Source organism: Rheinheimera sp. KL1 (assembly GCF_001275035.1).
GTDB lineage: Bacteria > Pseudomonadota > Gammaproteobacteria > Enterobacterales > Alteromonadaceae > Pararheinheimera > Pararheinheimera tangshanensis.
The window spans coordinates 193,664-208,494 of record NZ_LAMX01000021.1 but is presented as its reverse complement, the minus strand read 5'-3'; the positions used below and the strand labels follow the sequence as shown (position 1 = coordinate 208,494).

General features: G+C 47.4%; 12 protein-coding genes and 2 pseudogenes. 3 read left to right on the top strand and 11 right to left on the bottom strand.

Features of this window, described 5'->3' with window-relative positions:
* Positions 1 to 83: 83 nt before the first annotated feature.
* The 5 genes and pseudogenes from WH43_RS12515 to sdhC form a co-directional block, all read right to left on the bottom strand.
* Positions 84 to 2,890, bottom strand: a pseudogene (locus WH43_RS12515) (2-oxoglutarate dehydrogenase E1 component).
* A 111-nt stretch (positions 2,891 to 3,001) separates the two neighbouring features.
* Entirely contained in the window at positions 3,002 to 3,721 is a 720-nt protein-coding gene (locus tag WH43_RS12510) for a succinate dehydrogenase iron-sulfur subunit (RefSeq protein WP_046518779.1), read from the bottom strand.
* Positions 3,722 to 3,733: 12 nt separating this feature from the next.
* Positions 3,734 to 5,505: pseudogene (gene sdhA, locus WH43_RS12505) on the bottom strand (succinate dehydrogenase flavoprotein subunit).
* A complete protein-coding gene (gene sdhD, locus WH43_RS12500) occupies positions 5,506 to 5,853 on the bottom strand; it encodes a succinate dehydrogenase, hydrophobic membrane anchor protein (protein WP_053424930.1) in 348 nt (115 codons plus the stop codon).
* Positions 5,844 to 6,221, bottom strand: coding sequence for a succinate dehydrogenase, cytochrome b556 subunit (gene sdhC, locus WH43_RS12495; RefSeq protein ID WP_082335770.1), 378 nt, complete (start codon positions 6,219 to 6,221; stop codon positions 5,844 to 5,846). The genes sdhD and sdhC overlap by 10 nt, the downstream gene beginning before the upstream one ends.
* Positions 6,222 to 6,592: 371 nt before the next feature.
* Here sdhC and gltA point away from each other — a divergent pair, with 371 nt between their 5' ends.
* From gltA to WH43_RS12480, 3 genes are read left to right on the top strand one after another with little or no spacing between them, the layout of a single operon-like run.
* Entirely contained in the window at positions 6,593 to 7,870 is a 1,278-nt protein-coding gene (gene gltA / locus WH43_RS12490; RefSeq protein WP_053424928.1) for a citrate synthase, read from the top strand.
* A 59-nt stretch (positions 7,871 to 7,929) separates the two neighbouring features.
* Positions 7,930 to 9,144, top strand: a complete 1,215-nt coding sequence (locus tag WH43_RS12485) for an aminotransferase class V-fold PLP-dependent enzyme (protein WP_152342845.1) — start codon at positions 7,930 to 7,932, stop codon at positions 9,142 to 9,144.
* Positions 9,141 to 9,581, top strand: a complete 441-nt coding sequence (locus WH43_RS12480; RefSeq protein WP_053424927.1) for a SufE family protein — start codon at positions 9,141 to 9,143, stop codon at positions 9,579 to 9,581. Before WH43_RS12485 ends, WH43_RS12480 begins: the two co-directional genes overlap by 4 nt.
* Before the next feature lie 20 nt (positions 9,582 to 9,601).
* On the opposite strand, the gene tcdA is transcribed toward WH43_RS12480, so the two are convergent.
* Genes tcdA through msbA form a run of 6 tightly spaced genes read right to left on the bottom strand, consistent with a single transcriptional unit; the run spans position 9,602 to position 14,795 of the window.
* Complete coding sequence (gene tcdA / locus WH43_RS12475; RefSeq protein ID WP_053424926.1) at positions 9,602 to 10,390, bottom strand: tRNA cyclic N6-threonylcarbamoyladenosine(37) synthase TcdA; 789 nt, start codon at positions 10,388 to 10,390, stop codon at positions 9,602 to 9,604.
* Positions 10,391 to 10,403: 13 nt separating this feature from the next.
* On the bottom strand, positions 10,404 to 11,111 hold the full coding sequence (locus WH43_RS12470) for a TIGR01621 family pseudouridine synthase (protein WP_053424925.1): 708 nt from the start codon (positions 11,109 to 11,111) through the stop codon (positions 10,404 to 10,406).
* Complete coding sequence (kdsB, locus tag WH43_RS12465; RefSeq protein ID WP_053424924.1) at positions 11,112 to 11,891, bottom strand: 3-deoxy-manno-octulosonate cytidylyltransferase; 780 nt, start codon at positions 11,889 to 11,891, stop codon at positions 11,112 to 11,114.
* Complete coding sequence (locus tag WH43_RS12460; RefSeq protein ID WP_053424923.1) at positions 11,882 to 12,076, bottom strand: Trm112 family protein; 195 nt, start codon at positions 12,074 to 12,076, stop codon at positions 11,882 to 11,884. The genes kdsB and WH43_RS12460 overlap by 10 nt, the downstream gene beginning before the upstream one ends.
* Entirely contained in the window at positions 12,076 to 13,047 is a 972-nt protein-coding gene (lpxK, locus tag WH43_RS12455) for a tetraacyldisaccharide 4'-kinase (RefSeq protein ID WP_053424922.1), read from the bottom strand. Before lpxK ends, WH43_RS12460 begins: the two co-directional genes overlap by 1 nt.
* On the bottom strand, positions 13,044 to 14,795 hold the full coding sequence (gene msbA, locus WH43_RS12450) for a lipid A export permease/ATP-binding protein MsbA (RefSeq protein ID WP_286049717.1): 1,752 nt from the start codon (positions 14,793 to 14,795) through the stop codon (positions 13,044 to 13,046). Before msbA ends, lpxK begins: the two co-directional genes overlap by 4 nt.
* Positions 14,796 to 14,831 lie beyond the last annotated feature (36 nt).

Here is a 14,831-nt window from a genome sequence, read left to right as displayed (position 1 = left end):
TCGTTACTAAAACTAAAATCAGAGCGCCTTACGGCCGCACTGACAGAATACAAAAGAGCGCAGCTGATGCTGCGCCTTAATTTTTAAGCAATAGTTAAAGCTGCGTTGACTAAAGCCTGTTGCTGTTTGTTGTGAACAGACAAGTAACCTACCGCAGGTGAAGACGACGCTTCGCGGCCGGCATACGTCAGTTTTCCAGTTGCTGGTATGGAAGACCAGAAATGGTGTTGACTGCAGTACCAGGCGCCCTGGTTTTGAGGTTCTTCCTGACACCAGACAAAATCTTTTACATGCTGGTAGTCTTTCATGATAGTTGCCATTTCTTCCGCTGGGAAAGGATACAACTGTTCAATCCGAACTATAGCTATGTCGGTGATGTTGCGTTTACGACGCTCTTCCAACAGATCGTAGTAAACTTTACCGCTACACATCACCACACGCTTCACATCAGCTGGCTTAATTGGATCAATCTCACCTATAGCGTTCTGGAATACACCAGATGCGATTTCTTCTAAGGAAGAAGTAGCTAACGGATGGCGTAACAATGATTTAGGTGACATCACAATCAGAGGACGACGCATTGGGCGCACCATCTGACGGCGGATCATGGCATACACCTGAGCCGGAGTAGTTGGAACCACCACCTGCATATTGTGATCAGCACAGAGTTGCAGGAAACGCTCTAAACGGGCTGAGGAGTGCTCAGGGCCCTGACCTTCGTAGCCATGAGGCAACAATAATGTCAGACCACATAAACGGCCCCACTTCTGCTCGCCTGAGCTTAAGAACTGGTCAATCACCACCTGAGCGCCGTTGGCGAAGTCGCCAAACTGGCCTTCCCAAATCACTAAAGCACGAGGTTCAGCTGTGGCATAACCGTATTCAAAGGCTAATACCGCTTCTTCAGACAAAGCTGAGTCGTACACTTGGAATGGACCTTGTGAGTCGCTGATATGTTCCAGTGGTGTATAGGTGCTTGCATCGTTCTGATTGTGCAGTACCGCATGGCGGTGGAAAAAAGTACCACGGCCTGAATCCTGACCGACGATACGGATACGACTGCCAGCTTCCACAATAGAAGCGTACGCCAGAATTTCAGCAAAACCCCAGTCGATTTTTTTCTCGCCTTTAAGCATTAACGCTCGGTCTTCATAGACTTTGCCAACCTGACGCTGCAACGCATGAGATTCAGGCACAGCAATAGCTTTTTCACCTAAAGTGACTAAAGTTGGTACTGTCATGCTGGCATCGTAAGCTGCAGTCCAGTCGTGGCCGATGTACGGAGTCCAGTCGACTGCAACTTCAGTCATAGGACGCCATTCTTCAACTACGCAGTCGCCTTTATCTAAGGCATCGCGGTAGCTATCAACCATCAGCTGCACTTGTTCAGCAGTCACCACACCTTCAGCAATCAGCTTCTGGGCGTACAACTCACGTGGCGTTGGGTGTTTTTTGATTTTCTGGTACATCAGCGGCTGAGTCGCATTTGGCTCGTCCGCTTCGTTGTGACCGTTACGACGGTAACAAACCAAGTCGATCACCACATCACGTTTGAACGTATTGCGGTAGTCTACAGCCAACTGAGCGACAAAAATCACAGCTTCCGGATCATCCCCATTGACGTGGAAAATCGGTGCCTGAACCATCTTGGCGATATCAGTACAGTATGGCGTAGAACGCGTGTCTTCTGGGTTAGAGGTAGTGAAACCAACCTGGTTGTTGATGACCAGACGGATAGAACCACCCACTTTGAAAGCACGGGTCTGAGAGATATTAAAGGTTTCTGCAACCACGCCCTGACCAGCAAAAGCAGAGTCACCGTGAATGGTGATAGGCAGAGCCAAGGTACCGTCTGTGCTACCGCGGCGGTCTAAACGGGCGCGGACAGAGCCCATTACTACAGGGTTCACGATTTCTAAGTGCGACGGGTTGAAAGCTAACGCTAAATGGACATTGCCACCTTTAGTTTCGAAGTCAGATGAGAAACCCATATGGTATTTCACATCGCCTGCGCCGACTACTTCGTATTTACCGGCGAACTCATCAAACAACTTGCTTGGGTTTTTGCCCAGTACGTTGATCAGGGTGTTTAAACGACCACGGTGCGCCATACCGATAATACAGTCTTTAGCGCCCTGCTCGCCTGCACGATGGATCATGGCTTTGAGCATTGGTATCATGCGTCGCCACCTTCTAAACCAAAACGCTTGGCGCCAGGGAATTTAGAAGCCAGGTATTTTTCCAGACCGTCTGCGGCCACCAAGCCTTGCAACAGTTTGGTTTTTTCTTCTTTGCCAAGCGCACGTGAGGCCTGTTGGCCTTCTAAACGTTGTTGGATCCAACGTTTTTCGTCCGTCGACACTATATGCATATACTCTGCACCGATAGAACCACAATACGTGGATTCCAGCGCTTTGTATAAGTCGCCTAACTTCATACTGGTTTCGCCACCAGCAAAAGAGCCGACATTAAATTCGGTATCAAAATCAGCCTGAGTCAGATCGTGGTAGGACAACTCCAAATCACGCACTCGCGGCTGCTTCCACAGGTTCAGCGGGTCGAGGTTTGCATGCTGATGACCACGGAAACGGAAGGCATTGATTAATTGCAGAACTTTCACCTGGCGCTGATCTGAACCACCTGCATTCACCGTAATAACTTCACGGTGTTTGTTTTTGGCGAGTTCAGCGAATTGCTGGCGAATGTCGCTGTGACGGGATTCGAGTTCTACGCCGTCAATTTTTGGCAGACTGGCAAAAAACTCACGCCACTCATCACTGACGCTGGTAGGTTCAGCTAAGTAGGATTCATAGAGCTCATCTACATAGGCCATGTTACCACCGCCTAAATGAGAAGACTCTAACCACGCCTTCATTACACCTTCGTGCATTTAGTTTCCCTTATTCGAAGCACCTGGAAAAAATTAGCAAAAAGCGCCCCATACATATGAGCGCGCTTCATTTTATACCAATCAGGGCTGTTTCGCTCTGACAAAGGGCGCTTACAGCGCCCGGTTTAACAGCATAGATTTGATCTGACCTATAGCTTTGGTCGGGTTCAAACCTTTAGGACATACGTTGACACAGTTCATGATGCCGTGGCAGCGGAACACGCTGAATGCATCGTCTAAATCGTTTAAACGCTGTTCAGTGGCAGTATCACGGCTGTCAGCTAAGAAGCGGTAGGCGTGTAACAAACCAGCTGGTCCGATAAATTTATCCGGATTCCACCAGAATGAAGGGCAAGAAGTTGAACAGCAGGCGCACAAAATACATTCGTACAGGCCGTCTAACTTTTCGCGATCTTCAGGCGATTGCAGGTATTCACCTGCTGGCGGTAACTCGTCATTGATCAGGTAAGGTTTGACCTTTTCATACTGAGTGTAGAACTGAGTCATATCGACCACTAAGTCACGCACTACAGGTAAACCTGGTAATGGACGGATCACCAGCTTGCCGCCTTTGCCTTTGCCCAATGCAGACAATGGGGTGATACAAGCCAGACCATTTTTACCATTCATGTTCAGACCATCTGAACCACAAACCCCTTCACGGCAGCTGCGACGGAATGATAAGGTTGGGTCTTGTTCTTTTAATTTCAACAGTGCGTCTAACACCATCATGTCACGACCCTCTGGATTATCCAGAGTATAGTCTTGCATACGTGGCGCTTTATCAACGTCAGGGTTGTAACGATAGACAGAGAATACTAACTTCTTCATTCTGCATCCCTCTTAGTACGTACGTGCTTTAGGCGGGAAAGCGTCACGGAACTTAGGTTCCATATTCACTTTACGCTTAAACATTGATTCAGTATCTGGCGTGTAGACGCTGTGGCATAACCAGTTTTCGTCGTCACGGTCCGGGAAGTCAAAACGAGCGTGGGCACCACGGCTCTCCGTTCTGTAGTTGGCAGCAACTGCAGTAGAAACGCGGTTTCCATCAGGTTGTCCAGTTCTAAACATTCAATACGCATGGTATTGAAGTCTGAGCTCTTGTCATCCAGACGTGCATATTTCAGACGCTCACGGATTTCTTTCAGCTCTGCTAAACCTTCAGCCATAGCAGCACCTTCACGGAATACCGAGAAGTTCAGTTGCATACATTGCTGTAAGTCTTTTTTGATTTGAACCGGATCTTCACCCTGACCTGGCTTCGTTTCTTCCCAACGTTGAGTACGGGCTAACGCAGCTTGCAGATCGGAATCGGATGCAGCGCGCTGTTCAGTGGTCGCAGCCAGAGCTTCACCCAAGTGTAAACCTGTAGCGCGGCCGAACACCACTAAGTCTAATAAGGAGTTACCACCTAAGCGGTTCGCACCGTGTACAGACACACAAGCGATTTCACCACAAGCGAATAAGCCTGGAACTACAGACTCAGAACCGTCCGCTTTTGGATGAATAACCTGACCATGTACGTTAGTAGGAATACCACCCATCATATAGTGACAGGTTGGAATTACAGGAATTGGCTCTTTCACCGGGTCAACGTGCGCGAACGTCTTCGACAATTCACAGACACCTGGTAAACGGCTTTCTAAAACTTCCGCACCTAAGTGGTCAAGTTTTAGCTTGATGTGTGGACCCCATGGACCATCACAACCACGGCCTTCACGGATTTCAGTCATCATAGAACGAGCTACAACGTCGCGACCCGCTAAGTCTTTGGCGTTTGGTGCATAACGCTCCATGAAACGCTCGCCGTCTTTGTTCAATAAGTAACCGCCCTCACCACGACAACCTTCAGTCACCAGCGTACCGGCGCCTGCAATACCTGTCGGGTGGAATTGCCACATTTCCATATCCTGCAGTGGCACACCGGCACGTAAAGCCATACCTACACCGTCACCAGTGTTGATGTGAGCGTTTGTAGTGGAGGCGTAAATACGACCTGCACCACCTGTTGCCAGAACAACAGCACGGGATTTGAAGTAAACAATTTGACCGGTTTCAATTTCAATGGCAGTACAACCCACCACGGCACCATCCTGGTTTTTCACCAGATCTAAGGCGTACCACTCAGAAAATACCTGAGTTTTGTTTTTTACGTTTTGTTGGTACAACAGGTGCAATAAGGCATGACCAGTACGGTCAGCTGCAGCTGCGGTACGAGCGGCCTGTTCGCCACCAAAGTTTTTCGACTGACCACCAAAAGGACGCTGATAGACACGGCCGTTCTCAAAACGAGAGAAAGGTAAGCCCATGTTTTCCAATTCAGTAATGGCTTCAGGACCAGTTTTACACATGTATTCGATAGCGTCCTGATCACCGATATAATCGGAACCTTTGACGGTATCAAACATGTGCCATTCCCAGTTGTCCGGGTGAGAGTTACCTAACGCAACAGTGATACCACCTTGCGCAGATACAGTGTGAGAACGGGTTGGGAATACTTTGGATAACAAAGCACAGGTTAAACCTGATTCAGTAATTTGCAGAGCGGCGCGCATACCCGCACCACCTGCGCCTATTACTACGGCATCAAATTCGCGTACTGGAATATTCACTTAAACACCCCACAGAACAAAGAGACCAACAGCGACATAGCCAAAAGCTAAGGTGTATAACAGGAACTGCAACACGCCACGCAACGCTGCGTTTTTGACGTAGTCAGTTAATACCTGCCACAGACCGATTTTGGTGTGCACTGCGATACAAACTAAGGTTAATAAAGTGAAAGCTTTCATCAGTAGACTGGAAAACAGCGCTTTCCAGACATCGTAGGTTACTTCAGGAGTAACCAGGAAAAATCCCAGAATAAACAGAGTGTACAGCGTCAGAATGACTGCTGTGGCACGTAACGAGACGTAGTCCTGGACACCGTCGCGCTTTAAACTGGCTTGATTCAGAACCATAACCAAACTCCTGCTAAAACAGCTAATACAATCCACAGTACGATAGTCACGACTGCGCTGGTTTTACCGGATTGAAGTTCTTCCCAGTGCCCCATGTCCATAATCAAATGACGAATGCCACCAATCATGTGATACAGCAAAACTGTGATAGTACCCCAAGCGATAAACTTGGCGATGAAGGATTGTAATACCAATTTCACTTGCTCAAAGCCTTCCGCAGAAGACAAAGAGACTGCCCAAGCCCAGATCACAAACACCAGAGCGAAAAACATGGCTACGCCAGTTACGCGGTGCAGGATCGACGCTAACGCAGGAGCAGGAAAAGATATTGTTGTAAGGTCTAGATTTACAGGTCTTTGCTTTTTCACAGTTTCTTGCCCATCGACGCTCTTTATAGAGCTTTGTTGTCATTATGTGTTGCTGAATAATCAGTCAACGCCCAATGGATATACAGGCTACAGCTCGTTGTGGTTCAGCCTGTTTTTTTATCGATCAAACGCTGAACAGGTTTAAAACCCGCGACAGTATATAATTCACTACTTCGGATTACAATTTATGTTTGATTTGGTTATCGAATTTCTGCGTAGACAGAGAGTACAGCATTCCACTTTGATGACAATACGACCAGAGTCGAATACTTATTATCCAATCACGCATTAAAATTGACTTTTAGGCAGCACTTGACGTTAGAATAGGTGCAATGAAGGTTTAACCCAATTAAAACAACAGGAGAAATCCAATGGCAGATAAAAAAGCTGTCGTGCAGATCGAAGGACAGGCACCATTTGAACTTCCTATCTATTCTGGCACTGCAGGCACTGATGTTATTGATGTTCGTGCTTTAGGTCAGCAAGGATACTTCACCTTCGATCCGGGCTTTATGGCTACGGGTTCGTGCGAATCAAAAATCACCTATATCGATGGTGACAATGGCGTGTTGTTACACCGGGGTTACCCAATAGAACAATTGGCAGAACATTCAGATTATCTGGAAACCTGCTACCTGTTATTGGAAGGCGAATTGCCGACGAAAGCTAAGTACGAAGAGTTTGTGCATACCATCACGCGCCACACCATGGTGCATGAAAAAATTGCCTCATTTTTCCAGGGCTTCCGCGTTGACGCTCACCCTATGGCCATGCTCTGTGGCGTGGTTGGCGCGCTGTCGTCTTTTTACCATTCAGACCTGGATATTAACGACCCGGAGCAGCGTAAACGCAGTGCTCATCGCTTAATTGCCAAGTTACCTACTATCTCTGCCATGGCGTATAAATACACTGTGGGTCAGCCTTTTGTGTATCCACGCAATGACTTAACTTATGCAGAAAACTTCCTGCATATGATGTTCTCTGTGCCAGCTGAAGATTACAAAGTCAGTCCAATTCTTGCTAAAGCTATGGACCGTATTTTTATGCTGCACGCAGACCATGAGCAAAACGCATCTACCTCCACAGTGCGTTTAGCTGGCTCTTCAGGCGCTAATCCGTACGCTTGTATCGCTGCTGGCGTAGCTTCTTTATGGGGCCCTGCCCACGGTGGCGCTAACGAAGCCTGCTTAAAAATGTTGCAGGAAATCGGCTCTGTAGAGCGTATTCCTGAGTTTGTGGCTCGTGCTAAAGACAAAAACGACAGTTTCCGTCTGATGGGCTTTGGTCACCGCGTTTACAAAAACTTTGACCCTCGTGCCAAAGTGATGCGTGAAACCTGCCACGAAGTATTAAAAGAGCTGAACATCAAGGATCCTCTGCTGGATGTGGCGATGGAGCTGGAGCGTATTGCGCTGTCAGACCCGTACTTCATCGAGAAGAAACTCTATCCAAACGTTGATTTCTACTCAGGCATCATTCTAAAAGCCATTGGTATTCCAACCAGCATGTTTACAGTGATTTTCGCTATGTCACGTACTGTAGGCTGGATCTCTCACTGGGACGAAATGCTGTCCGACAAGGGCCACAAAATTGGTCGTCCGCGTCAGTTGTACACCGGCTACACCAAACGCGATTATAAAAAAGCCTAACCAGCTCATGAGGCCGGATGTTATGATCCGGCCTCGTTTTTTCTGTTCGGTTGGCCATCGTGAACTTCGATCTACTCTCTTTACGTCAACAATTCCCGTTTTTTAGCGCACATCCTGATTGGATCTATCTGGATAACGCCGCCACTTTGCATAAACCTCAAGCCGTGCTTGATGCTATGAATACCTTTTACAGCCAGCATAACAGTAATGTTCATCGCTCTGCCCATGGCTTAAGCCAACAAGCCACAGCGGCTTTTGAAGCGGCCAGAACCACGGTAGCTCAGTTTCTAAAAGCCCGTTTTTCGCATGAAATCATCTGGACCAGCGGCACTACAGCAGGTTTTAATCAACTGGTATTTGGCCTGATGGGGCCAGTGTTGCAGTCCGGCGATCGGGTATTAATTTCATCTATGGAACATCACGCCAATATTGTGCCCTGGCATATCCATGCTCTGCCTTTTGGTGTGCAGCTGGATGTGGTGCCTTTAACAGCTGACCATAGATTTGACCTCGCTGCTTTTAGCGAATTATTAAAGCTTAAACCTAAGGTCGTTAGCATCAGCCATGTCTCTAATGCGCTGGGCCATATTCAGCCGATAGCCGACATAGTGCGTCTGGCTAAGGAAGCAGGCGCTCTAGTGGTGCTGGACGGCGCCCAGGGCATTGTCTGGGAGAAGGTCGACGTGCAGGCGCTGGATGTAGATTTTTATCTGTTCTCTGGTCACAAGTTGTATGGCCCAACAGGCATTGGCGTTTTATATGGCAAAACACAATATTTAGAGCTGCTGCGGCCACTGTTGGGCGGTGGTGAAATGATTAAAACTGTCAGTTTTTCGAGCAGCAGCTGGAACGATTTACCTTACAGATTAGAGGCTGGAACGCCCAACATGGCGGGCGCTATTGGTCTTGCTGCTGCTATTTTATGGCTACAACAGCAGGATTTGACCGCATTTCAGCAGCACAAATCAGCGCTGGTGCAACGGTTTTATGCCGGTTGTCAGCAAATTTCTGCTCTGGAGCTGTTATCTGGTCCGACAACTAACGCAGGAATTGTGGCGCTCATCCTGAAAAATGAGCACCCTGCCGACCTCGCCACCTTACTCGACCAGCAAAATATCGCAGTTCGGGCCGGAACTCACTGTGCTATGCCGTTGTTTCAGGCATTAAATGTCAAGGGTTCTGTACGTTTCTCATTCGCCTGTTACAACAGTTTCGACGAAATTGACCGAACTTTGACCGCTTTAGCTACAGCAGTGGAGTTACTTGCCGAATGATCCGACCAGATATCTTTACAGAAACCGCTACTGCGCTAAAAAAAATTTACGTTAACCAACTGCCACAGTTGCGCCAGTTGAAAGACTGGCAAAGTAAATACCGGATTTTAATGACGCTAGGCAAAGAATTACCTACTTTTGACAGCGAGTGGCACAGAGATGAATTTTTAGTACAAGGTTGTGAGAGCAAAGCCTGGCTGCTGCATTATCAGGATCCAACGACAAATCAGCACTTTTGGGCTTTTGACAGCGATGCCCGTATTGTGAAGGGGCTGATTATTCTGCTGTTAGTGCAGTTGAATGGACTGACATCGGAAGAGTTAGCGCACGCGAAGCCTGAATTATTACTGAGCGAATTACAGCTGCAACAAAATATCAGTCAGTCCCGCAGTAATGGTTTGCTAGCTGTATTGAATCGGGTCAAGGCCTCGCTCTGACCCACACCCAAATTTAAGCGTCAGGCTTTATTGGCTTTCTCAGCAAGTTTTTTCAAAACACGGGAGACAGCCACAAAAGCAAAAGAGCCTGTCACTACAGTAACTGCACCAAAACCACCACTGCAATCTAAGCGCATTGGGCCATCCAATTCTGGTTTAGTCTGACAGACAGTACCATCGCCTTTTGGATACACCAATTGCTCAGTTGAATACACCGCATCTATGCCAAAACGTCTTTTGGTATTGCGGCTGTAGTTGTAGTCACGACGCAAGGTATTACGCACTTTGGATAACAAAGGGTCGTAGACCGTCTGGCTTAAATCGGCCAGCTGAATTTGAGTAGGATCCACCTGCCCGCCAGCACCACCCACTGTGACTATGGCAATTTTATTGCGTTTGCAGTGCGCTATCAGCGCCACTTTGGCTTTGATGGAATCGATGCAGTCCACCACATAGTCAAAATCGGTGCTCATCAGCTCAAATAAATTGTCATGACTAACAAAATCTTCGACCTGGTGCACTTTGCAATCCGGGTTAATGGCTTGAATACGTTCAGCCATTACCGCTACTTTATCTTTGCCTATGCTATCGGATAAAGCATGCAGCTGCCTGTTGGTGTTGCTGATACAAATATCATCTAAATCAATCAGAGTTATTTCGCCTATGCCAGAGCGAGCCAAAGCTTCAGCAGCCCAGCTACCGACACCACCAATGCCCACCACACAAACATGGGCACTCTGAAAGGCGTCCAATGCTTTGGTACCATACAAACGGCCTATGCCGGCAAAACGTAATAAATAATCGGACACGTAAATTACTCTTTTACTCAACAACTTTAGACGTAGTTGGTTTTTGATAAGAAGGCCAATCCAGTAATACAGGTTCTGCCCAGTGCTGATTCAGATGCTGTAACAAGGGTGACGATAAAAATTCTGTGCCAGCAGAGGGTGGCAACACCAGCTTAATTTGCGCACCATCCCAGCTAAAATACAGTGCATAAGCGTGCAGGTAGAGACGATCTGCAGCTGTCCCCTGATACAACGCATCACCCAAAATAGCAGCGCTGACACTTTTTAAAGCCACCCGCACCTGATGAGTTTTACCGGTAAAAGGCTTGACCAAAAAAACTCTGCGCCCTGCCACCTCGTAAAAAGCCGAGACAAAATAGCTGATAGCAGGATTGCTTAAAGTGCTGATCAGCTTCCAGGCCGAACGGCGCGCCTGCACCATATCACCTTTAACCCAGCCTTGTTTTTTCTTTGGTTTTTGATCGGTCAGCGCTAAATAAAACTTTTGGATCTGTTGGCTTTGAAACAATTCAGCCAACTTCGCTGCCGCTTCACTGCTTTTAGCCAGCAGCAATAAACCTGATGTGCCTTTATCCAACCGATGCACAGCATACAACTTCAGCCCAAACTGGGCTTCAGCTAAAGCGACAACACCGGGTTCAAACTCGGAATGAAAACTGATACCGGATGGTTTATCCAGCACCAGAAAATCGGTGTGCTCAAAAACCAGTTTTAATGTCATTTACAGAGTAGCCGCAACCAGGCGGGCACGTTCTAAATCCTCTGGCGTATCCACGCCCACAGCAGGAACTTCAAACGCAGTAGCCACATGTATAGCTTCGCCTTGCCACAAGACTCTCAGCTGCTCCAAGCATTCAATCTGCTCTAACTGAGATGCCGGCCAACTAACGTACTCTTTAATAAAACCAGCACGGTAAGCATAAATACCTATATGACGACGATAGATATCAGCCAGTTGTGTTGTAAAAGCTTTATCTCTGTCAAATGGGATCACAGAGCGGCTGAAATAGAGTGCATAACCATGTTTATCGCTTTGTACTTTCACCACATTAGGATTGTGTACTTCGTCGCTATGCTCGATAGGCACAGATAAAGTGGCCATACGGGCTTTGCTTTGACTCGCGAGGTTCTGTGCGACCTGACGGATAATAGCGGGCGGAATAAAAGGCTCGTCGCCTTGTACATTCACCACCACTGTATCGTCCGCCAGATCCAATAAAGACACCACTTCGGCCAGACGTTCAGTGCCGGAGTTATGGGCCGGACTGGTCATACAAACTTCAGCGCCAAAGCCTTCGCATTCCTGTTTCACACGTGCATCGTCAGTTGCAATCACCACCCGCTGTGCACCACTTTTAATAGCCTGACGGTACACCCGTTCAATCATGCTCTGACCTGCAATGTCAGCCAGAGGTTTGCCTGGCAAACGGCTACTGGCGTAACGGGCCGGAATAACGACCAGAAACCCAGTTTTTGCTGACGCCGCCTGTACTAACGCCATTGCTCAGCCTCTTCCAGACTTATAGAACGAGCTTCAGAGGTTAATAACACCGGAATATGTTGTTTGACCGGATAAGCCAAACGATCTGCTGTGCAAATCAGTTCCTGCTTTTCTTTATCCAGTTTCAATTTGTTTTTACACAAAGGACAAGCAATGATGTCCAGTAAGGCGATATTTAAAGCCATTAGTCTTCTCTCCATTGACGCAGTTGGTGCTGCAGCCAGAATTTAAATTCGTCCGACAGGTCGGCCTCGACCGGCAGGTAATACCAATTGGGTTTAGCAAAAGCACGGCATTTCACCGCATCTTTTTCTGTCATTAATACCGGGCCTTCGATATTAGCCAGACTCTGTTCATCAAAAGCAAAATGATCACGGAAAAAGACGGTGGCTTTCACCTCAATACCAAAGTTCTTTACCGTATCAACAAAACGTTGTGGATTGCCTATGGCTGCTACTAAAGTCACAGCCTGAGCTCGTTCTGGCCATTGGCTTTGACCATCTAATGCCAGAGGCTTAACAGGCTTTAACAGCATTTTATATTGCGCCGACTCAAAGTCACCGCTATTCACAATAACCGCATCGACGCTTTGTAAACGCGATACAGGTTCGCGCAAAGGCCCTGCGGGCAATAGCTGCTGATTGCCCAAACCTCGTTGGCCGTCGATCAGCACCAGTTCTAAATCGCGCTGTAACCTATAATGCTGCAGACCATCGTCGCTAATCACTATATCGCAGTCTGTAGTCCCCAGCAGATAGTGCGCTGCTGCCACTCTGTCCGGACAGACCACTACAGGACAATGACTTTTGCTCGCCAAAAGCAAAGGTTCATCGCCAACATCTGCGGCCAAATGCAACGAAGTAACGCGCACAGGCGCTGTGATACGGGCACCATAACCCCGGCTGACAATACCAGGAGTAAAGCCCTGCTCTGCTAAAAACTTACAAAGCCACAAAGTGAAAGGCGTTTTACCTGTGCCACCGACTGAGATATTACCGACAATAACAACGGGTTTTTCTACAGAAAAAGATACAAACCAGCCGCGCTGATAGCCAAAACGGCGGATCACAGCGACCAGCCGATAGAGCAGACTCAGTGGCCAGAACAGTAATGTAAAAGAGTGCTGGCGATACCAGCCTTTCTCCCACCAGTTCATCCGACTTCGCTAAATTGCATTTTATACAGCTGAGCATAGTAGCCATTTTGTGCCAGCAAGGACTGATGGTTGCCCTGCTCGACAATCTGGCCCTGATCCATCACCAATATCTGGTCGGCATTTTCAATGGTGGACAAGCGGTGCGCTATAACAATACTGGTGCGGCCTTTAAACAATTCATCCAATGCGCCCTGAATTTTACGCTCTGATTCTGTATCCAGCGCAGAAGTCGCTTCATCCAGAATCAGCACAGGAGCCTGACGTAACAAAGCCCGGGCTATAGCAATACGCTGGCGTTGACCACCGGATAAAGTCACACCGTTTTCACCAATTTCAGTATCTAGCCCTTCCGGCATCTGCTGCACAAATTCCATCACATGAGCTTTTTCTGCCACTTCCAGTAAACGTTCAGGACTTAATTCACCACGATAACCATAAGCAATATTATTGGCGATGGTGTCGTTAAACAGCACCACATGCTGCGATACCACAGCCATTTGTGAGCGCAATGAATCCAGCGTGCAGTCTTTGGTGTTAATGCCATCGAGTAAAATTTCACCTTGCTCAATTTCATAAAAACGTGGCAATAAGCTGGAAATAGTGGTTTTACCGCTGCCAGAGCGACCGACTAAAGCCACTGTCTGACCAGGTTCAACGTTGATATTGATCTGCTTTAGCACTTGTTTTTCATGGCCAGGGTAGTGAAAGCTTAAGTCTTTAATTGCAATAGCACCTGTCACCTGTTTCAGTTCAATGGTTCCAGTGTCCTGCTCTGGTTTTTCATCCAAAACAATAAAGACGTTAGCCGCTGCTGCCATACCGCGCTGAAAATCACTATTGACTGTGGTCAGTTGTTTTAGCGGTTTTAACAGCAACATCATGGCCGTGATCATCTCACTGAAAGTACCAGGCGTTAAGGTGTCCAGCATAGCCGGGAAACTGGCTAAATAAATCACAAAAGCCAAAGCAAAAGAAGCAATCAGCTGGATCAGCGAAACGCTGATAGCGCGCGTCGCTTCCATCTTTACATCCAGCTGCCGGTTGCGGTTATTCACGGCTTTAAATCTGTTGTTTTCTAAATCGCCTGCGCCAAAAGATAAAATCACTTTATGGCCGTTCAGCATCTGCTCTGAACTGGTGGTGACATCACCCATCGCATTTTGCATATTACTGCTGATTTTACGAAAACGTTTCGATACCTGCGCTACTATGACGGCAATCACAGGTGCTATGACTAAAAAAATCAAGGATAGCTGCCAGCTGTTGTAAAACATCAGGCCTAAACAACCTAAAACAAACACACCTTCATGAATAAGCACAACTAAGGCTTTGCTGGACGCTTGCTTAATTTGTTCAGCATCGTAGGTGATTTTTGAAATCAGCTCGCCCGTCGAGTGTTTGTCATGGTAACTGACAGGCAAAGCAATCATCTGACGGAACAGTTGCTGGCGTAAGTCTTTGACGATATGAGTACCAGCCCAGTTCAGGCAGTAGCTGGAGATAAAATGAAACACACCACGCAGGAAAAACATACCGACGACAAAAACCGGAGCCCAGGCTAAATAAGCCGTATCTTTTTGGGTGATCCCACGGTCAATAAAGCTGGAAAACTGAGAAATAAAATAAATATCGACACAGGCGTAACCCGCCATACCAAACATCGCCAGAGCAAACCCCGCTTTGTAGGGTTTTAAATAACGCATCAGGCGCTTAAAGGTACTAATTGAACCCGTTGTTTGTGAAGACAAATTTAACCCCAAAGAATAAGAAAACCGTCGCCATTC

Coding starts and splice junctions, on each gene's coding strand:
- gltA (WP_053424928.1), top strand. CDS start 6,593: ATGGCAGATAAAAAAGCTGTCGTGCAGATCGAAGGACAGGCACCATTT.
- WH43_RS12460 (WP_053424923.1), bottom strand. CDS start 12,076: ATGGCTTTAAATATCGCCTTACTGGACATCATTGCTTGTCCTTTGTGT.
- kdsB (WP_053424924.1), bottom strand. CDS start 11,891: ATGGCGTTAGTACAGGCGGCGTCAGCAAAAACTGGGTTTCTGGTCGTT.
- WH43_RS12470 (WP_053424925.1), bottom strand. CDS start 11,111: ATGACATTAAAACTGGTTTTTGAGCACACCGATTTTCTGGTGCTGGAT.
- lpxK (WP_053424922.1), bottom strand. CDS start 13,047: ATGAACTGGTGGGAGAAAGGCTGGTATCGCCAGCACTCTTTTACATTA.
- sdhD (WP_053424930.1), bottom strand. CDS start 5,853: ATGGTTCTGAATCAAGCCAGTTTAAAGCGCGACGGTGTCCAGGACTAC.
- WH43_RS12480 (WP_053424927.1), top strand. CDS start 9,141: ATGATCCGACCAGATATCTTTACAGAAACCGCTACTGCGCTAAAAAAA.
- WH43_RS12510 (WP_046518779.1), bottom strand. CDS start 3,721: ATGAAGAAGTTAGTATTCTCTGTCTATCGTTACAACCCTGACGTTGAT.